General features: G+C 61.3%; 20 protein-coding genes. 19 read left to right on the forward strand and 1 reads right to left on the reverse strand.

What is annotated here, in order from left to right:
• The first annotated feature begins 5 nt into the window (after nt 1-5).
• From rplR to bfr, 13 genes are all read left to right on the forward strand, one after another.
• On the forward strand, nt 6-356 hold the full coding sequence (rplR, locus tag VJS90_RS10080; RefSeq protein WP_009397496.1) for a 50S ribosomal protein L18: 351 nt from the start codon (nt 6-8) through the stop codon (nt 354-356).
• Between the two features lie 3 nt (nt 357-359).
• Nucleotides 360-860 (forward strand): 30S ribosomal protein S5, encoded by a 501-nt coding sequence (gene rpsE / locus VJS90_RS10085; RefSeq protein WP_158460548.1) that lies wholly within the window; start codon nt 360-362, stop codon nt 858-860.
• Nucleotides 861-862: 2 nt separating this feature from the next.
• Nucleotides 863-1039, forward strand: coding sequence for a 50S ribosomal protein L30 (gene rpmD / locus VJS90_RS10090; protein WP_158460550.1), 177 nt, complete (start codon nt 863-865; stop codon nt 1037-1039).
• Between the two features lie 3 nt (nt 1040-1042).
• Complete coding sequence (gene rplO / locus VJS90_RS10095; protein ID WP_010220318.1) at nt 1043-1477, forward strand: 50S ribosomal protein L15; 435 nt, start codon at nt 1043-1045, stop codon at nt 1475-1477.
• A complete protein-coding gene (gene secY, locus VJS90_RS10100) occupies nt 1478-2812 on the forward strand; it encodes a preprotein translocase subunit SecY (protein WP_324121518.1) in 1335 nt (444 codons plus the stop codon). It abuts the gene before it with no gap.
• Nucleotides 2813-2840: 28 nt separating this feature from the next.
• Entirely contained in the window at nt 2841-2957 is a 117-nt protein-coding gene (gene rpmJ, locus VJS90_RS10105; protein ID WP_002555468.1) for a 50S ribosomal protein L36, read from the forward strand.
• 131 nt (nt 2958-3088) lie between these two features.
• The gene (rpsM, locus tag VJS90_RS10110) at nt 3089-3445 is read left to right on the forward strand and encodes a 30S ribosomal protein S13 (protein WP_158460553.1); all 357 of its coding nucleotides are present in this window, start codon (nt 3089-3091) and stop codon (nt 3443-3445) included.
• A 30-nt stretch (nt 3446-3475) separates the two neighbouring features.
• On the forward strand, nt 3476-3865 hold the full coding sequence (gene rpsK, locus VJS90_RS10115; RefSeq protein ID WP_060392320.1) for a 30S ribosomal protein S11: 390 nt from the start codon (nt 3476-3478) through the stop codon (nt 3863-3865).
• A 15-nt stretch (nt 3866-3880) separates the two neighbouring features.
• A complete protein-coding gene (gene rpsD / locus VJS90_RS10120; RefSeq protein WP_158460554.1) occupies nt 3881-4501 on the forward strand; it encodes a 30S ribosomal protein S4 in 621 nt (206 codons plus the stop codon).
• 22 nt (nt 4502-4523) lie between these two features.
• Nucleotides 4524-5525: a DNA-directed RNA polymerase subunit alpha gene (locus VJS90_RS10125; protein ID WP_003255452.1), complete on the forward strand. Its 1002-nt coding sequence runs from the start codon at nt 4524-4526 to the stop codon at nt 5523-5525.
• Nucleotides 5526-5567: 42 nt separating this feature from the next.
• Entirely contained in the window at nt 5568-5954 is a 387-nt protein-coding gene (rplQ, locus tag VJS90_RS10130; RefSeq protein WP_028695417.1) for a 50S ribosomal protein L17, read from the forward strand.
• A gap of 171 nt (nt 5955-6125) precedes the next feature.
• Entirely contained in the window at nt 6126-7568 is a 1443-nt protein-coding gene (locus tag VJS90_RS10135) for a catalase (protein ID WP_324121519.1), read from the forward strand.
• Nucleotides 7569-7723: 155 nt separating this feature from the next.
• Nucleotides 7724-8188: a bacterioferritin gene (gene bfr / locus VJS90_RS10140; protein WP_324121520.1), complete on the forward strand. Its 465-nt coding sequence runs from the start codon at nt 7724-7726 to the stop codon at nt 8186-8188.
• Nucleotides 8189-8256: 68 nt separating this feature from the next.
• On the opposite strand, the gene uvrA is transcribed toward bfr, so the two are convergent.
• A complete protein-coding gene (uvrA, locus tag VJS90_RS10145; protein WP_324121521.1) occupies nt 8257-11091 on the reverse strand; it encodes an excinuclease ABC subunit UvrA in 2835 nt (944 codons plus the stop codon).
• Nucleotides 11092-11220: 129 nt separating this feature from the next.
• Here uvrA and VJS90_RS10150 point away from each other — a divergent pair, with 129 nt between their 5' ends.
• The 6 genes from VJS90_RS10150 to fdhE all read left to right on the forward strand — a co-directional run bounded on the left by VJS90_RS10150 (nt 11221) and on the right by fdhE (nt 19010).
• A complete protein-coding gene (locus tag VJS90_RS10150) occupies nt 11221-12612 on the forward strand; it encodes an MFS transporter (protein ID WP_324121522.1) in 1392 nt (463 codons plus the stop codon).
• Nucleotides 12613-12621: 9 nt separating this feature from the next.
• The gene (locus VJS90_RS10155) at nt 12622-13185 is read left to right on the forward strand and encodes a single-stranded DNA-binding protein (protein ID WP_324121523.1); all 564 of its coding nucleotides are present in this window, start codon (nt 12622-12624) and stop codon (nt 13183-13185) included.
• 213 nt (nt 13186-13398) lie between these two features.
• A complete protein-coding gene (gene fdnG / locus VJS90_RS10160; RefSeq protein WP_324121524.1) occupies nt 13399-16464 on the forward strand; it encodes a formate dehydrogenase-N subunit alpha in 3066 nt (1021 codons plus the stop codon).
• Nucleotides 16464-17414, forward strand: coding sequence for a formate dehydrogenase subunit beta (gene fdxH, locus VJS90_RS10165; RefSeq protein WP_324121525.1), 951 nt, complete (start codon nt 16464-16466; stop codon nt 17412-17414). Before fdnG ends, fdxH begins: the two co-directional genes overlap by 1 nt.
• The gene (locus tag VJS90_RS10170; protein ID WP_324121526.1) at nt 17411-18079 is read left to right on the forward strand and encodes a formate dehydrogenase subunit gamma; all 669 of its coding nucleotides are present in this window, start codon (nt 17411-17413) and stop codon (nt 18077-18079) included. The genes fdxH and VJS90_RS10170 overlap by 4 nt, the downstream gene beginning before the upstream one ends.
• A gap of 4 nt (nt 18080-18083) precedes the next feature.
• Nucleotides 18084-19010: a formate dehydrogenase accessory protein FdhE gene (fdhE, locus tag VJS90_RS10175; protein ID WP_324121527.1), complete on the forward strand. Its 927-nt coding sequence runs from the start codon at nt 18084-18086 to the stop codon at nt 19008-19010.
• Nucleotides 19011-19081 lie beyond the last annotated feature (71 nt).

Raw genomic sequence — 19081 nt, forward strand, 5'->3', positions numbered from 1 at the left:
AGCAAATGACCGACAAAAAAGTTACTCGACTGCGTCGCGCTCGCAAAGCACGCCTGAAAATGCACGAACTCGAAGTCGTGCGTCTCTGCGTGTTCCGCTCTTCGCAGCACATCTACGCCCAGGTCATTTCGGCCGACGGCAGCAAGGTTCTGGCAAGCGCCTCGACCTTGGACAAAGAACTGCGTGATGGTGCCACCGGCAACATCGACGCGGCCACTAAGGTTGGCAAGCTGGTAGCCGAGCGTGCGAAAGCCGCTGGCGTTTCTCAAGTTGCTTTCGACCGTTCTGGCTTCAAGTACCACGGCCGCGTCAAGGCGCTGGCTGATGCTGCTCGTGAAGGCGGGCTGGAGTTCTAAGTTATGGCAAATAACGACCAAAAGCGCGACGAAGGCTACATTGAGAAGCTGGTTCAAGTTAACCGCGTTGCAAAAACCGTAAAAGGCGGCCGTATCTTCACCTTCACCGCGTTGACCGTGGTTGGTGATGGTAAAGGTCGTGTCGGCTTCGGCCGTGGCAAGTCGCGCGAAGTACCAGCCGCGATCCAGAAAGCCATGGAAGCTGCGCGTCGCAACATGATCCAGGTTGACCTGAAGGGCACCACCCTGCAGTACGCCACCAAGGCTGCCCACGGCGCCTCGAAGGTTTACATGCAGCCTGCCTCCGACGGTACCGGTATCATTGCCGGTGGCGCAATGCGTGCTGTCCTGGAAGTTGCTGGCGTTCAGAACGTTCTGGCCAAGTGCTACGGTTCGACCAACCCAGTGAACGTGGTTCATGCCACTTTCAAGGGTCTGAAAGCCATGCAATCTCCTGAGTCCATTGCTGCCAAGCGCGGCAAGAGCGTTGAGGAGATCATCTGATCATGGCTACCGTTAAAGTAACGCTGATCAAAAGCACCGCCGGCCGTCTGCCTAACCACATTCTGTGTGTGAAGGGCCTGGGTCTGCGTCGCATCGGTCACACTGTAGAAGTCCTGGATACTCCCGAGAATCGCGGGATGATCAACAAGGCTTACTACATGCTGCGCGTCGAGGGTTAATCGATGAAACTCAATGATCTGAGTCCAGCGCCGGGTTCCCGTCGCGAGAAGCATCGTCCGGGTCGTGGTATCGGTAGCGGTTTGGGCAAGACCGGTGGCCGCGGCCACAAAGGTCAGACCTCCCGTTCCGGTGGCACCATCGCTCCGGGCTTCGAAGGCGGTCAACAGCCGCTGCACCGTCGCCTGCCGAAATTCGGCTTCGTTTCCCTGAAAGCCATGGACCGCGCAGAAGTGCGTCTGTCCGAGCTGGCCAAGGTGGAAGGCGACGTAGTCACCGTGCAATCCTTGAAGGATGCCAACGTGATTAACCAAAACGTACAGCGCGTGAAAATCATGCTGTCCGGCGAAGTTACTCGCGCGGTCACCATCAAGGGTATCGCAGCCACCAAGGGTGCGCGTGCGGCTATTGAAGCAGCTGGCGGCAAATTCGAGGAATAAATGGCTAAGCAAGGTGCTCTCTCTGCGATCGGCAAAAGCGGTGGCATGTCTGAACTCTGGGCTCGTCTGCGTTTTCTGTTCCTGGCGATCATCGTCTATCGGATAGGCGCGCATATCCCAGTTCCAGGCATCAACCCGGACCGGCTGGCGGAACTGTTCCGGCAGAATGAGGGGACCATTCTTAGCTTGTTCAACATGTTTTCCGGCGGTGCGCTGGAGCGCATGAGCATCTTTGCACTGGGGATCATGCCGTACATTTCGGCATCGATCATCATGCAGCTCATGACCGCTGTCAGCCCACAGCTGGAGCAGTTGAAGAAGGAAGGTGAAGCTGGCCGTCGCAAGATCAGCCAGTACACCCGCTACGGCACCGTTATCCTGGCGCTGGTCCAAGCCATTGGCATGTCCATTGGTCTGGCCGGTCAGGGCGTGGCGTTTTCTGCAGACCTTGGCTTCCATTTCGTCGCTGTCACCACGTTCGTGGCGGGTGCGATGTTCATGATGTGGCTGGGCGAGCAGATCACCGAGCGCGGTGTGGGCAACGGTATCTCGATGTTGATCTTCGCAGGTATCGTAGCCGGTCTTCCGAGAGCAATAGGGCAGTCTTTCGAGTCTGCACGCACAGGCGATATCAACATTTTCGCCCTGGTCGCTATCGGTTTGCTGGCAGTAGCGATTATCGGCTTCGTGGTGTTCATCGAGCGTGGTCAGCGGCGTATCGCCGTTCACTATGCCAAGCGTCAGCAGGGCCGCAAGGTCTTCGCTGCGCAGACCAGCCACTTGCCGCTTAAAGTGAACATGGCAGGGGTTATCCCGGCCATTTTCGCGAGCAGCATTCTGCTGTTCCCGGCTTCGCTGGGTGCCTGGTTCGGTCAGTCCGAAGGTATGGGCTGGTTGCAGGACATCTCGCAGTCGATCGCTCCTGGTCAGCCGTTGAACATTCTGCTGTTTAGTGCAGGGATCATTTTCTTCTGCTTCTTCTATACGGCGTTGATGTTCAATCCGAAAGACGTAGCGGAAAACCTGAAGAAGTCCGGTGCCTTTATTCCGGGTATCCGTCCTGGCGAGCAGTCGGCGCGCTACATTGATGGCGTTCTGACCCGTTTGACCATGTTCGGTGCTCTATACATGACGGCCGTCTGCCTGCTGCCCCAGTTCCTGGTGGTGGCTGCAAACGTTCCGTTCTACCTTGGCGGGACGTCGTTGCTGATCGTGGTAGTGGTTGTGATGGACTTCATGTCCCAAGTACAATCGCACCTCGTTTCACACCAGTACGAATCCCTGATGAAGAAAGCCAACCTGAAAGGCTACGGCGGCAGCGGTCTGCTGCGCTGAGTGGCCCCTAAGGTTCGAGGAGTTGGTGATGAAAGTTCGTGCATCGGTGAAAAAGCTGTGCCGTAACTGCAAGATTATTCGCCGCGAAGGCGTCGTGCGAGTGATCTGCAGCGCGGAACCGCGTCACAAGCAGCGCCAAGGCTGAGTGTGATTTGCGCTTCAAACCCAGCAGCTAGTGTGCTGCTGGGTTGATTATTTGTTTCTACAGCGATATTATCTCGCGCCCTATTTCTTGGCTTCCGGGGCGTAGGTAGCTGTCAATTGGAGTCCCACTGAATGGCCCGTATTGCAGGCGTTAACATTCCAGATAACAAGCACACTGTTATCTCGCTGACCTACATCTACGGTGTTGGTCGCACAACTGCACAGAAGATCTGTGCAGACGCTGGTGTCAACCCAGCCGCTAAGATCAAGGATCTGAGCGACGAGCAGATTGAACAGCTGCGTGGCGAAGTCGCGAAGTTCACCACTGAAGGTGACCTGCGTCGTGACGTCAACATGAAAATCAAGCGTTTGATGGACCTGGGCTGCTACCGCGGTCTGCGCCATCGTCGGGGTCTGCCGGTTCGCGGTCAGCGTACCAAGACCAATGCCCGTACCCGTAAAGGTCCGCGCAAGCCGATCCGCAAGTAATCGCACCAGCGAATCGACAGGAATATAGACATGGCAAAACCTGCTGCTCGTCCTCGTAAGAAAGTCAAAAAGACAGTGGTTGATGGCATCGCCCACATCCATGCGTCTTTCAACAACACCATCGTGACCATCACCGACCGTCAGGGCAATGCGTTGTCCTGGGCTACCTCCGGTGGTTCGGGTTTCCGTGGTTCGCGCAAGTCCACCCCGTTCGCAGCCCAGATCGCTGCTGAGCGTGCTGGTCAAGCTGCGCTGGAATACGGTCTGAAGAACCTCGACGTGAACGTCAAGGGTCCAGGTCCAGGTCGTGAGTCGGCTGTTCGTGCTTTGAACGGCTGTGGCTATAAGATCGCCAGCATCACCGACGTGACGCCAATCCCGCATAACGGGTGCCGTCCGCCGAAGAAGCGCCGCGTGTAATCAGGAGACAGATAAATGGCACGTTACATTGGTCCAAAATGCAAACTGTCTCGTCGTGAAGGCACCGATCTGTTCCTGAAGAGCGGCGTACGCGCTCTGGAATCGAAGTGCAACATCGAAGCAGCCCCAGGTATCCACGGCCAGCGCCGTGGCCGTCAGTCCGACTACGGTACCCAGCTGCGCGAGAAACAGAAAGTTCGTCGTATCTACGGTGTACTGGAGCGTCAGTTCAGCGGTTACTACAAGGCAGCAGCCTCCAAGAAGGGCGCTACCGGTGAGAACCTCCTGCAACTGCTCGAGTGCCGTCTGGATAACGTCGTCTACCGTATGGGCTTCGGTTCGACTCGCGCCGAATCCCGTCAGCTGGTTTCGCACAAGGCGATCAGCATCAACGGCAAGACTGTAAACATTCCATCCTACCAAGTTCGTCCGGGTGACGTGGTCGCGGTTCGCGAGAAGTCGTCGAACCAGCTGCGCATTGTTCAAGCCCTTGAACTGTGCGCCCAGCGTGGCCGCGTTGAGTGGGTTGACGTGGATGCTGCCAAGAAGTCGGGCGTTTTCAAGAACGTTCCTGCTCGCAGCGACCTGTCCGCCGACATCAACGAAAACCTGATTGTCGAGCTCTACTCCAAGTAAGGGCTAGAAAATAGGTGCATCCATGCAGATTTCGGTAAATGAGTTCCTGACACCCCGCCACATTGATGTGCAGGTTGTCAGTCCGACCCGCGCCAAGATCACGCTCGAGCCTCTCGAGCGTGGCTTCGGCCACACCCTGGGCAACGCGCTGCGCCGCATCCTGTTGTCCTCCATGCCTGGCTGTGCAGTAGTCGAGGCCGAGATTGATGGCGTACTCCACGAGTACTCCGCGATCGAAGGTGTACAGGAAGATGTAATTGAAATCCTGTTGAACCTTAAAGGCCTGGCAATCAAGCTGCACGGTCGTGACGAAGTTACGCTGACCTTGTCGAAAAAGGGTTCGGGGGTGGTTACCGCTGCCGATATTCAGCTGGATCACGATGTCGAGATCGTCAACCCCGATCACGTAATCGCTAACCTGGCGTCGAACGGCGCCTTGAACATGAAGCTCACCGTAGCTCGTGGTCGTGGTTATGAGCCGGCAGACTCGCGTCAGACCGACGAAGACGAAAGCCGCAGCATCGGTCGTTTGCAGCTTGATGCTTCGTTCAGCCCGGTACGTCGTATCGCCTACGTGGTGGAAAACGCCCGTGTCGAACAACGTACCAACCTGGACAAGCTGGTCATCGATCTGGAGACCAACGGCACCCTGGACCCTGAAGAGGCTATCCGTCGTGCTGCTACCATCCTGCAACAGCAGCTCGCTGCGTTCGTCGACCTGAAAGGCGACAGCGAACCAGTAGTTGTCGAGCAGGAAGACGAGATCGACCCGATCCTGCTGCGCCCGGTTGACGACCTGGAACTGACCGTACGTTCGGCCAACTGCCTGAAGGCGGAGAACATCTACTACATCGGCGACCTGATTCAGCGTACCGAAGTAGAGCTGTTGAAAACTCCGAACCTGGGCAAGAAGTCCCTGACTGAAATCAAGGACGTCCTGGCTTCCCGTGGTCTGTCCCTCGGCATGCGCCTCGACAACTGGCCGCCTGCAAGTCTTAAGAAGGACGACAAGGCGACTGCCTGATCGTCGTAATCACCGAACGAACTGTTTGGTAAGGAATGAATCATGCGTCATCGTAAAAGTGGACGTCACCTGAGCCGTACCAGCTCTCACCGCAAGGCCATGTTCCAGAACATGGCGGTGTCGCTGTTCGAGCACGAGCTGATCAAGACTACCCTGCCAAAAGCCAAGGAACTGCGCCGCGTTGCCGAGCCGCTGATCACCCTGGCCAAGGAAGACAGCGTCGCTAACCGTCGTCTGGCTTTCGACCGTACTCGTTCGAAAGCTATCGTTGGCAAGCTGTTCAACGACCTGGGCAAGCGCTACGCCACCCGTCAGGGCGGCTACCTGCGTATCCTGAAGTGCGGTTTCCGCGCTGGCGACAACGCGCCTATGGCGTATGTCGAGCTGGTTGATCGTCCAGTCGGCGGTGCTGTAGAAGCCGCTGAGTAAGACGAATAGTCTGCTACGAAGAACCGGGCCTTGAGCCCGGTTTTTTGTGCCTGTATGAATTGAGATTTTCTATTGATCTCAGCAATGTAATGAATTTGTTCTGATGTGACCGTTCGTCGATAATCCTTCTCAAGCCGGCCAGCCGGTAGATCATTTCGAGAAGGAAACCCCATGAGCAAGATACTCACCACCGCCAGCGGCGCGCCAGTCGCCGACAACCAGAACTCCCGCTCCGCCGGTCCGCGCGGTCCCTTGCTTCTGGACGACTTCCACCTGATCGAAAAGCTCGCCCACTTCAACCGCGAGAACATTCCTGAGCGTCGCGTACACGCCAAGGGCTCGGGTGCCTATGGCACCTTCACCGTCACCCGCGACATTACTGCCTACACCAGCGCCAAGCTGTTCGAGCAGGTCGGCAAGCAAACCGAAACGTTCCTGCGGTTCTCGACCGTCGGTGGCGAGCGCGGCTCTGCAGACACCGAGCGCGACCCGCGCGGTTTCGCCCTGAAGTTCTATACCGAAGAAGGCAACTGGGACATCGTGGGCAACAACACGCCTGTGTTCTTCATCCGCGACCCGCTGAAATTCCCCGATTTCATTCACACCCAGAAGCGCCTGCCGCAAAGCAACCTGAAAAGCGCCCAGATGATGTGGGATTTCTGGTCACACTCACCTGAGTCGCTGCACCAGGTCACCATTCTGTTCTCCGACCGTGGCATTCCGGACGGCTACCGCCATATGCACGGCTTCGGAAGCCACACCTACAGCCTGATCAATGCGCAAGGGCAGCGTACTTGGGTGAAGTGGCACTACAAAACCCGCCAGGGCATCAAGAACCTCGCGCCGGCCGACGCCGCGCGCCTGGCCGGGACTGATCCGGATTACGCCCAGCGTGACCTGTTCGAAGCGATCGAGCGTGGTGATTTCCCTCGCTGGGCAGTGTGCATGCAGGTCATGAGCGAAGAGCAAGCCGCCAACCGTGCCGAGAATCCTTTCGATGTGACCAAGACCTGGTCGCAGAAGGAGTTTCCGCTGATCGAAGTCGGCGAGCTCGAACTCAACCGCAACCCGCTCAACTACTTCGCCGAGGTCGAGCAGGCAACCTTCGGCCCGAGCAACATGGTGCCGGGTGTGGGTCTTTCCCCTGACCGCATGCTCCAGGGCCGGGTATTCGCCTACGCAGACGCTCATCGCTACCGCGTTGGGACCAATCACCAGCAGTTGCCTGTCAATGCGCCTCGAAGCCCGGTCAATACGTACCAGCGGGACGGTGCCATGGCCTTCGGCAGCAACGGCGGGGCTGCGCCGAACTACGAGCCCAACAGCTACAGCGACGCGCCCAGGCAGGCTCCGCGCCATGCCGAGCCACCGCTCGCGCTTAGCGGTGCCGCGGACCGGCATGATCACCGCGAGGACAGCGACTACTACAGTCAGGCGCGCGCGTTGTTCCGCCTGATGAGCGCGGAACAGAAGGATTTGCTGATCAACAACATTGCCGGAACCATGGCAGGCGTGAGCGAAGATGTTGTGCAGCGCCAGCTGCAGCATTTCATCAAGGTCGATCAGGCTTACGGTGAAGGTATTGCCAAAGCACTGGGCTGGACCATCGCCTAAGTCGAAGTGATAAGGAGAACCGCCCGCATTTGGGCGGTTTTTCAATGAATATCACTACTGTTTGCCGACTTTTTTCACTGTTTTTGCGCGTTTTTCAGTGACCTCGCAATAATCCTGGTTCACACTATGGCTTTCACACAGGGAGAAGCAGGGCAATGCAAGGTCACCCGGATGTAATCGACTACCTCAACTCGTTGCTAACGGGCGAACTGGCGGCACGCGATCAGTATTTCATTCACTCGCGGATGTACGAGGACTGGGGCTTCAGCAAGCTCTACGAACGTATCAATCATGAGATGGAAGAAGAAGGGCAGCACGCCGATGCCCTGATGCGCCGCATCCTGATGCTCGAAGGCACACCGCGCATGCGTCCTGATGATCTGGATGTCGGCACCACGGTGCCGGAGATGATCGCCTCCGACCTGCGCCTGGAGTACAAGGTACGGGCCGCGCTGTGCAAAGGCATCGAGCTGTGCGAGCTGCACAATGACTACATCAGCCGCGACATCCTGCGCGCGCAGCTGGCCGATACCGAAGAAGATCACACCTACTGGCTGGAAAAGCAGCAGGGCCTGATCAAGTTGCTTGGCCTGGAGAATTACCTGCAATCGCAGATGTAATCACCCCACGGCACACAAGAAAAAGCCCCTGGCACTAACGTGACAGGGGCTTTTTCGTGGCCGGTTGATTACGCCCGGTCACGCTCCAGCAGCGGCTTGAGGTAATGCCCGGTATGCGACTGCTTCATCTTCACCAGCTCCTCTGGCGTGCCACAGGCAATGATCTGGCCTCCCTTGGAGCCCCCCTCGGGGCCCAGGTCGACCAGCCAGTCCGCCGTCTTGATCACATCCAGATTGTGCTCGATGACCACCACCGTGTTGCCGTGATCGCGCAGGCGATGCAACACATCGAGCAGTTGCTGGATATCCGCGAAGTGCAGGCCGGTGGTCGGCTCATCGAGGATGTACAGGGTCTTGCCGGTGTCGCGTTTGGACAGCTCGCGCGACAGCTTGACCCGCTGTGCCTCACCTCCGGACAGCGTGGTCGCCGACTGGCCCAGCTTGATGTACGAAAGACCGACGTCCATCAGCGTCTGCAGCTTGCGCGCCAGCGCCGGCACCGCGTCGAAGAAGCCGCGGGCATCCTCGATGGTCATTTCCAGCACTTCGTGGATGTTCTTGCCCTTGTACTTGATCTCCAGGGTTTCGCGGTTGTAGCGCTTGCTCTTGCACACATCGCACGGCACGTAGATGTCCGGCAGGAAGTGCATCTCGACCTTGATCAGGCCATCGCCCTGGCAGGCTTCACAGCGCCCGCCCTTGACGTTGAACGAGAAACGCCCGGGCCCGTAGCCGCGCGAACGTGATTCAGGCACCCCGGCGAACAGTTCGCGGATCGGAGTGAAGATGCCGGTGTAGGTGGCCGGGTTGGAGCGCGGTGTGCGGCCGATCGGGCTCTGGTCGATATCGACCACCTTGTCCAGGTGCTGCAGGCCGTCGACGCTGGCATGCGGCGCGGCTTCCAGGGTGCTGGCACCATTGAGCGCGGTCGCCGCCAACGGGAAGAGCGTGTTGTTGATCAGGGTGGACTTGCCCGACCCGGAGACGCCGGTCACGCAAGTGAGCAGCCCGATCGGCAGCTCCAGGTCGACGTTCTGCAGGTTGTTGCCGCGAGCGCCCTTGACCTTGAGCGAGAGCTTCTTGTTGCGTGGCGTCCGCTTGGCCGGCACGACGATCTTCTTGCGGCCGGAAAGGTACTTGCCGGTGAGCGAGTCAGGATGGTCCATGACCTCCTGCGGCGTGCCTTCGGCAACGATCTGCCCGCCATGAACACCTGCCCCCGGGCCGATGTCGACCACGTAGTCGGCGAGCCGGATGGCGTCCTCGTCGTGCTCGACCACGATGACCGTGTTGCCCAGGTCCCGCAGGTGATTGAGGGTGCCCAGCAGCCGGTCGTTATCGCGTTGGTGCAAGCCGATGGAAGGCTCGTCGAGGATGTACATCACGCCCACCAGTCCCGCGCCAATCTGGCTGGCCAGGCGAATACGCTGGGCCTCGCCGCCGGACAGGGTGTCGGCGCTGCGATCCAGTGTCAGGTAATCCAGGCCGACGTTGACCAGGAACTGCAGGCGCTCGCAGATTTCCTTGAGGATCTTGGCGGCGATCTCGCCGCGCCGGCCGGTCAGGGTCAGGCCGCTGAAATAGCTGCTGGCGTCGCCGATCGGCAGGCTGGTGACGGCCGGCAATGTCTTTTCGCCGACCCACACATGGCGCGATTCGCGGCGCAGGCGGGTACCGCGGCAGTCAGGGCAGGGCTGTGTGCCCAGGTACTTGGCCAGCTCCTCGCGCACGCTGGCCGACTCGGTTTCGCGGTAGCGCCGCTCGAGGTTCGGCACGATCCCCTCGAAGGGGTGCGAGCGCTTGACGATATCGCCCCGGTCGTTGAGGTACTTGAAATCGACGCTCTGCTTGCCGCTGCCCTGCAGCAGCAGCTTCTGCTGCTCGGCCGACAGCTCGCCAAAGGGTTTTTCCAGGCTGAAGCCAAAATGCGACGCCAAGGAGCCCAGCATCTGGAAGTAATACACATTGCGCCGGTCCCAGCCGCGAATCGCGCCTTCGGCCAGGGTGAGCTCGGCATTGACCAGGCGCTTGGTGTCGAAGAACTGCTTGACGCCCAGGCCGTCGCAGGTCGGACAGGCGCCGGCCGGGTTGTTGAAGGAGAACAGCTTGGGTTCGAGTTCGCTGATCGCATGACCGCAGATGGGGCAGGCGAAGCGAGCGGAAAAGATCATCTCCTCGCCGGGCTCGTCGTCCATCGGCGCGACCAGGGCTATGCCATCGGCCAGCTTCAAGGCGGTCTCGAAGGATTCCGCCAGGCGCTGCTGCAGGTCGGCACGCACCTTGAAACGGTCGACCACCACATCGATGCTGTGCTTCTTCTGCTTGTCCAGCTTGGGCAGCTCATCGAGTTCGTAGAGCTTGCCATTGATGCGCGCGCGGACAAAGCCCTGGGCGCGCAGCTCGTCGAACACCGCCAGGTGCTCGCCCTTGCGCTCGCGCACCACGGGGGCCAGCAGCATCAGTTTCTTGCCTTCGGGCTCGGCGAGCGCCAGGTCGACCATCTGGCTGACGGTCTGGGCTTCCAGCGGGATATCGTGGTCCGGGCAGCGTGGAGTACCCACGCGGGCATAGAGCAGGCGCAGGTAATCGTAGATTTCGGTAATGGTGCCGACGGTCGAACGCGGGTTGTGCGAGGTCGATTTCTGCTCGATGGAAATGGCTGGTGACAGGCCTTCGATGGTGTCGACGTCAGGTTTTTCCATCATCGACAGGAACTGCCGGGCGTAGGCCGACAGCGACTCCACGTAGCGACGCTGGCCCTCGGCGTACAGGGTGTCGAACGCCAGGGAGGATTTGCCAGAACCCGACAGGCCGGTGATGACGATCAGCTTGTCACGCGGCAGGGTCAGGTCGATGTTCTTCAGGTTGTGGGTACGTGCCCCACGAATCAGGATCTTGTCCACTGCGGCCTCGCTTGGCGGGCATAAACAAGGAAGTATACGGCGCGCTGCCATCACGCGGCAAAGCGTCGCGTATATGCCGTTAAGGGGTCGGACTGATAGAATCCCCGCCGGTTCACACGAGGTTAATCCATGCACGACAACCACCACGATCGCATGAGCGGCAGCGAAACCCGCGCCGCAGGCGGCCTGGCCCTGGTCTTTGCTTTTCGGATGCTGGGCATGTTCATGGTCTTGCCCGTGCTGGCCACCTACGGCATGGACCTGGCGGGGGCAACACCGGCACTCATCGGCCTGGCCATCGGCGCCTATGGCCTGACCCAGGCATTCCTGCAGATTCCGTTCGGGATGATCTCCGACCGCATCGGGCGGCGCCCGGTGATCTACGTCGGCTTGATCATCTTTGCCCTGGGCAGCGTGCTGGCGGCGCAGGCCGACTCGATATGGGGCGTCATCGCAGGGCGCATCCTGCAGGGCGCGGGCGCGATCTCCGCGGCGGTGATGGCGCTGCTTTCCGACCTGACCCGCGAGCAGCACCGGACCAAGGCGATGGCCATGATCGGCATGAGCATCGGCCTGTCGTTCGCCGTGGCAATGGTCGTCGGTCCATTGCTGACACGTGCCTTCGGCTTGTCAGGATTGTTCCTTGCCACCGCAGGCCTGGCACTGGTCGGCATCGGCCTTGTCGCGTTTGTCGTGCCCAGTGCGCACAGCGTGCTGCAGCACCGCGAGTCCGGCGTCGCCCGCAAGGCCCTGGGCCCGACGCTGCGCCACCCCGACCTGCTGCGCCTGGATCTGGGCATCTTCGTGCTGCACGCCATCCTGATGGCCAGTTTCGTGGCATTGCCACTGGCATTCGTGCACAGCGGACTGCCCAAGGAAGAGCACTGGTGGGTCTACCTGACCGCGCTGTTCATCTCATTCTTTGCAATGATTCCCTTCATCATCTACGGCGAGAAGAAGCGCAAGATGAAGCGTGTGTTGCTCGGTGCGGTGGCTGTGCTGATGCTCACCGAGGTGTTCTTCTGGCAATGGGCTGACAACTTGCGCGGACTGGTGATCGGCACCGTGATATTCTTTACCGCATTCAACCTGCTGGAGGCATCCTTGCCTTCGCTGGTGAGCAAGGTCTCGCCCGCCGGCGGCAAGGGGACGGCCATGGGGGTCTACTCCACGAGCCAGTTCCTGGGCGCCGCCCTTGGAGGAATACTCGGTGGCTGGCTGTTCGGGCACGGTGGCCTGAGTCTGGTGTTCGCGGGCTGCGCGGTGTTGTGCCTCATCTGGCTGGTCGTGGTGCTCGGCATGCGTGAGCCGCCGTATGTGACCAGCCTGCGCATGCCACTGTCGCCCGAAGCGGTCCGGGAAGCCGGGCTGAGCGAACGCCTCATGGCCGTGCCGGGAGTGACCGACGCCGTAGTGGTTGCCGATGAAGGCGCCATCTACATCAAACTGGATACGAAAATTTTGGACCGTGCGACCCTGGAGCGTCTGGTGAACCCAGCCTCAGCGGCGTGCGAAGCCTAGGAGAACGTTATGGCCCGTGGGGTTAACAAAGTCATTCTGGTCGGTACCTGCGGTCAGGATCCCGAAACTCGCTACCTGCCCAACGGTAACGCCGTGACCAACCTGAGCCTGGCCACCAGCGAGCAGTGGACCGACAAGCAGACCGGTCAGAAGGTCGAGCGCACCGAGTGGCACCGTGTGTCGATGTTCGGCAAGGTTGCCGAGATCGCTGGCGAGTACCTGCGCAAGGGTTCGCAAGTCTACATCGAGGGCAAGCTGCAGACCCGCGAGTGGGAAAAAGACGGTATCAAGCGCTACACCACCGAAATCATCGTCGACATGCAAGGCACCATGCAGCTGCTGGGCGGCCGTCCGCAGAACCAGGACGGTGGCAACCAGTACAACCAGGGTGGCAACCAGTACAACCAGGGCGGCAACCAAGGTGGCGGCCAAGGCGGCAACAACTACAACCAGGCGCCACCGCGCCAGCAGGCCCAGCGCCCGCAACAGGCCCCGCAGCGCCCGGCGCCGCAGCAGCCGGCCGCGCAGCCTGCTCCTGACTTCGACAGCTTCGACGACGATATCCCGTTCTGAAGCCCTGACGTTTCAGGTGTGAAATCAAAGCCCCTGGCCGCAAGGTCCAGGGGCTTTTTGCTGTCCGGCATCCGGGGTCAGATCCCACTGCGATCGCTTTCATGGATTCTCGACTAGTCTTACCCACTGGCGGCCGTTGATTCTGCCGTCACCGTGACAGTCGAGAGACGCCGGCAATGTCCCGTGCGTCCACCACCTGATCAGGAGTGCACGATGGACCTCAACCGTCGGCAGTTCTTCAAGGTCGCTGCAGTCGGCCTTGGAGGTTCGAGCCTGGCGGCGTTGGGCATGGCCCCGACACCTGCCTTCGCCGAGCAGGTGCGCCACTTCAAGCTGGCGCACACCAAGGAAACCCGCAACACCTGTCCCTACTGTTCGGTCGGCTGCGGCCTGATCATGTACGGCCAGGGCGATGCGGGCAAGAACGTCTCCCAGAACATCATCCACATCGAAGGCGACGCCGACCATCCGGTCAATCGCGGCACGCTGTGCCCGAAAGGCGCTGGCCTGCTCGACTTCATCCACAGCCCCAACCGGCTTCAGTACCCGCAAGTACGCAAGCCTGGCAGTGCCGAGTGGACCCGGATCAGCTGGGACGAAGCCATGGACCGCGTGGCCAGCCTGGTCAAGGCCGACCGCGACGCCAACTTCATCGAGAAGAACGCCGAAGGCCAGACGGTGAATCGCTGGCTCACCACAGGATTCCTTGCGGCTTCCGCGGCGTCCAGCGAAGCAGGCTACATCACCCACAAGGTCATCCGCTCACTGGGCATGCTGGGGTTCGATAACCAGGCACGTGTCTGACATGGCCCGACGGTGGCAAGTCTTGCCCCGACGTACGGCCGTGGAGCCATGACCAACCACTGGACCGATATCGCCAACGCGAATCTGATCCTGGTGATGGGGGGCAACGCTGCAGAAGCGCATCCGTGCGGCTTCAAATGGGTGACCGAGGCCAAGGCACATAATCAGGCCCGACTGATCGTGGTCGACCCCAGGTTTACCCGGACCGCGTCGGTGGCCGATTACTACGCGCCGATTCGCACCGGCAGCGACATCGCCTTCATGGGCGGTCTCATCAACTACCTGCTGAGCACCGACAAGATCCAGCACGAATATGTGCGTAACTACACCGATGTGTCGTTCATCGTGAAGGCCGGCTTTGGCTTCGAGGACGGGCTGTTCAGCGGTTACGACCCGGTCAAGCGCACCTATAACGACAAGTCCGGCTGGGGCTACGAGATGGGCGAGGACGGTTTTGCCAAGGTCGACCCGACCCTGCAGGACCCACGCTGCGTCTACCAGCTGATGAAGCAGCACTACAGCCGCTACACGCCGGAGCTTGCGAGCATGACCTGCGGCATGCCGCAGGACAGCATGCAGAAGATCTGGGAGGAAGTCGCCACCTGCTCGCAACCGGGCAAGACCATGACCATCCTCTACGCCCTGGGCTGGACACAGCACTCCATCGGGGCGCAGATCATCCGCAGCGCGGCCATGGTGCAACTGTTGCTGGGCAATGTCGGCATGCCCGGCGGTGGCGTCAACGCCTTGCGCGGGCACTCCAACATCCAGGGGCTGACTGATCTCGGGCTGCTGTCCAACTCGCTGCCCGGCTACCTGACCCTGCCCGGCGAGACCGAGCAGGACTACGACGCCTATATCGCCAAGCGCGCGCCCAAGCCGCTGCGCCCGGGCCAGTTGTCCTACTGGCAGAACTACGGCAAGTTCCACGTCAGCCTGATGAAGGCCTGGTACGGTGCCAACGCCACGGCGGAAAACCGCTGGGGCTATGACTGGCTGCCCAAGCTCGATATTCCCGGCTACGACGTGCTGAAGATGTTCGACCTGATGGGCCAGGGCAAGGTCAATGGCTACATGTGCCAGGGCTTCAACCCCATCGCCGCGCTGCCCGACAAGAACCGTGTCACCGCGGCGCTGAGCAGGCTCAAGTGGCTGGTGATCATGGATCCGCTGGCCACCGAGACCTCCGAGTTCTGGCGCAACGTCGGGCCGTACAACGATGTCAGCAGCGCCGATATCCAGACCGAGGTCATCCGCCTGCCCACCACCTGCTTCGCCGAGGAAGACGGCTCGCTGGTCAACAGCAGCCGCTGGCTGCAATGGCACTGGAAGGGCGCCGACGGTCCAGGTGAGACACGCACCGATGTGCGCATCATGAGCGAGTTGTTCCTGCGGTTGCGCAAGCGCTACCAGGAGGAGGGCGGCGCCTTCGCCGAGCCGCTGCTCAACCTCAGCTGGCCCTACAAGGTGGCCGACGAGCCCTCGCCGGAGGAGCTGGCCAAGGAGCTCAATGGCAGCGCGGTCACCGACCAGACCGATGCCACCGGCGGACAGCTCAAGGCCGGGCAGCAGCTTGCCGGCTTCGGCCAGCTCAAGGACGATGGCAGCACCGCGTCCGGTTGCTGGATCTTCTGTGGCAGCTGGACCGAGCAAGGCAACCAGATGGCCCGCCGCGACAACAGCGACCCGTTCGGCATGAAGCAGACGGTCAACTGGGCCTGGGCCTGGCCCTCGAACCGGCGCATCCTCTACAACCGCGCCTCGGCCGATCCCCAAGGCAACCCATGGGACCCGAACAAGCGCCTGGTGTGGTGGAACGGCAAAACCTGGGGCGGCACCGACACCCCGGACTACAAGGTCGATGTCCCGCCTGAAGCGGGCATGAACCCCTTCATCATGAACCCCGAAGGGGTGGCGCGGTTCTTCGCTCTCGACAAGATGGCCGAAGGCCCGTTCCCCGAGCACTACGAGCCCTTCGAGACGCCCATCGGGATCAACCCGCTGCACCCGAACAACAAGAAGGCCACCAGCAACCCGGCCGGGCGCGTGTTCGATTCGGTATGGGAGACCCTCGGCGTGGCCAAGGACTTCCCCTACGCGGCCACCACCTACCGGCTGACCGAGCACTTCCACTTCTGGAGCAAGCACTGCCGCCTCAATGCCATCGCCCAGCCTGAGCAGTTCGTCGAAATCGGCGAGGTACTGGCCAACGAGAAGGGCATCGCCGCGGGCGATCGGGTGCGGGTCAGCAGCAAGCGCGGGTTCATCGAAGCGGTGGCGGTGGTGACCAAGCGGATCCGCCCGCTGCAGGTCAACAACCAGACCGTCCACCAGGTCGGCATCCCGTTGCACTGGGGCTTCACCGGTGAAACCCGGCATGGCTACCTGACCAACACCCTGGTGCCGTTCCTGGGTGACGGCAATACCCAGACGCCGGAATCCAAGTCGTTCCTGGTCAACGTGGAGAAGGTCTGATGGCTAGCCAAGATATCATTGCCCGTTCGGCCACCACGACCGTCCCGCCCTCGGTGCGCCAGCAGCAGGAAGTCGCCAAGCTGATCGACACCACCAAGTGCATCGGCTGCAAGGCCTGCCAGGTGGCGTGCTCGGAATGGAACGAGCTGCGTGACGAGGTGGGCCATAACCACGGCACCTACGACAACCCCCACGACCTTACCGCCGAGACGTGGACGTTGATGCGCTTTACCGAGCACGAAACGTCCGATGGCAACCTGGAATGGCTGATCCGCAAGGATGGCTGCATGCACTGCGCCGACCCAGGTTGCCTGAAGGCGTGCCCGAGCCCCGGCGCGATCATCAAGCACGCCAATGGCATCGTCGACTTCAACCAGGACCATTGCATCGGCTGCGGCTACTGCATCACCGGCTGCCCGTTCAACATCCCGCGGATCTCGCAGAAGGACCACAAGGCCTACAAGTGCACCCTGTGTTCCGACCGCGTGGCCGTGGGGCTCGAGCCTGCCTGCGTGAAGACCTGTCCGACCGGAGCCATCGTCTTTGGCACCAAGGACGACATGAAGACCCACGCCGCCGAGCGCATCGTCGACCTCAAGTCACGCGGCTTCGACAACGCCGGTCTCTATGACCCGGACGGGGTTGGCGGCACCCACGTGATGTATGTGCTGCACCATGCCGACACGCCGCGCCTCTACGCCGGCCTGCCGGACGAGCCGGTGATCAGCCCGCTGGTCGGGCTGTGGAAGGGCATCAGCAAGCCGCTGGCGCTGCTGGCCATGGGCGCCGCGGTGGTCGCGGGGTTCTTCCATTACGTGCGCGTGGGGCCGCAGCGGGTCGAGGAAGACGAACATCCGGCGCCCGTCGACAGCAGCGTGCACCAGGTGGACCCGGCGGTCCACGTCTACGACCCAGGCAAGCCTGGCGGGCAAGGGGAGCAGCGGCCATGAACGACGACAAACCGATCCTGCGCTACACCGCCAACGAACGGACCAACCACTGGCTGGTGGCGATCCTGTTCGTCCTGGCCGCGTTGTCAGGCCTGGCGCTGTTTCATCCGGCGCTGTTCTGGCTCAGCAACCTGTTTGGAGGAGGGACGTGGACGCGGATCCTGCACCCGTTCATGGGCGTGGCGATGTTCGTATTCTTCGTCGGGCTGGTGGTGCGCTTCTGGCGCGCCAACTTCATCACCGCCAATGACCGGCTCTGGCTGCGCCGCATCGACCGGGTAATGCTGAACCGCGAAGAAGGCGTGCCAGCGATTGGCAAGTACAACGCCGGGCAGAAGCTGCTGTTCTGGACGCTGCTGCTGTGCATGCTGGTGTTGCTGGTGACCGGCGTGGTGATGTGGCGGGCGTACTTCAGCGCGTATTTCGGCATCGGCGCCCTGCGCCTGTCCACGTTGCTGCACGCGCTGGCGGCGTTCGTGCTGGTGCTCAGCATCATCGTGCACATCTACGCCGGCATCTGGATCAAGGGCTCGGTGGGCGCGATGCTGCACGGCTGGGTCAGCCGGCCATGGGCGCGCAAGCACCATGAGCTGTGGTACCGCGACGTGACCGGCGACAAGCCGCCGCACAACACCCCGCACAACACCCCCCGCAAGGAAGGATGAACGCTTGAGTACGATTCTGGAACCTGGGCAGATCGAAGCCTCCGCGGTCTCGCCGCCGTTCTTGCACCTGCCGCCGGGGAACCTGTTCGAAGTGCGCGCCGCGCGGCTGGAGAGATTGGCCCAAGGCCACGCGCTGGCCGGCTACCTTCGGCTGATCGCCAGCCTGTGCCGCGTGCAGCAGCAATTGCTGGCGCTGCCGCCGGGTGGCGTACCGGTGGAAGCCGAGCGTCAGCGCCTGTGCATCAGCCATGGCCTGCCGCCCTTGTCGGCCGACAGCCTGGTGCGCGAGGGTGCCTGGCTGGTCTGGCTGCAGGCGTTGCTCGATCTCTACGTTCCGCCGCCCGGGGATGCCCTGGCCGATGCCTTGCGGCAATTGCGCGAGGCGGACACGCAGCAGCGCAAAGGCTGGGGCATCGCCTTGCTGGCGGGACAGTACGATGCGCTGCCAGCGGCGCTGGTGCCTTTCATTGGCGCCGCACTGCAGGCCGCCTGGAGCCATTGGTTGCTGGCGCTGCCGGCTGGCGAGATCAAGCCGGGCGGCAGCCTCAGCCAATGCCCGTGCTGTGGGTCCCCGGCCATGGCTGGCGTGGTGCGCAATCGCGGCAAACACAACGGCCTGCGGTACCTGGTGTGTTCGTTATGCGCCTGCGAGTGGCATGTGGTGCGGGTCAAGTGCGTGTACTGCGAGCAAAGCAAGGATTTGCGCTACAGCAGTCTGGAGGATGACCGTCATGCGCCGGACAAGGCGCCGTTGCGCGCGGAATGCTGTCCGGGATGCCAGGGGTATCTGAAGCAGCTCTACCTGGAAAATGATGCCGAGGGGGAGCCGTTGTCGGCGGACCTGGCCAGCCTGGCCCTGGACATGGCGCTGGACCAGGCAGGGTTCCAGCGGGTGGCGCCGAACCTGATGCTGGCGCCTGGGGGCGGATGAGGGACTACACTCGAAACCGAGTCGCCCCTTTCGCTGGCAAGCCAGCTCCCACAGGTATAGCGGTACTTTCA

It is taken from the genome of Pseudomonas sp. (genome assembly GCF_035277045.1).
Taxonomy (GTDB): Bacteria; Pseudomonadota; Gammaproteobacteria; order Pseudomonadales; family Pseudomonadaceae; genus Aquipseudomonas.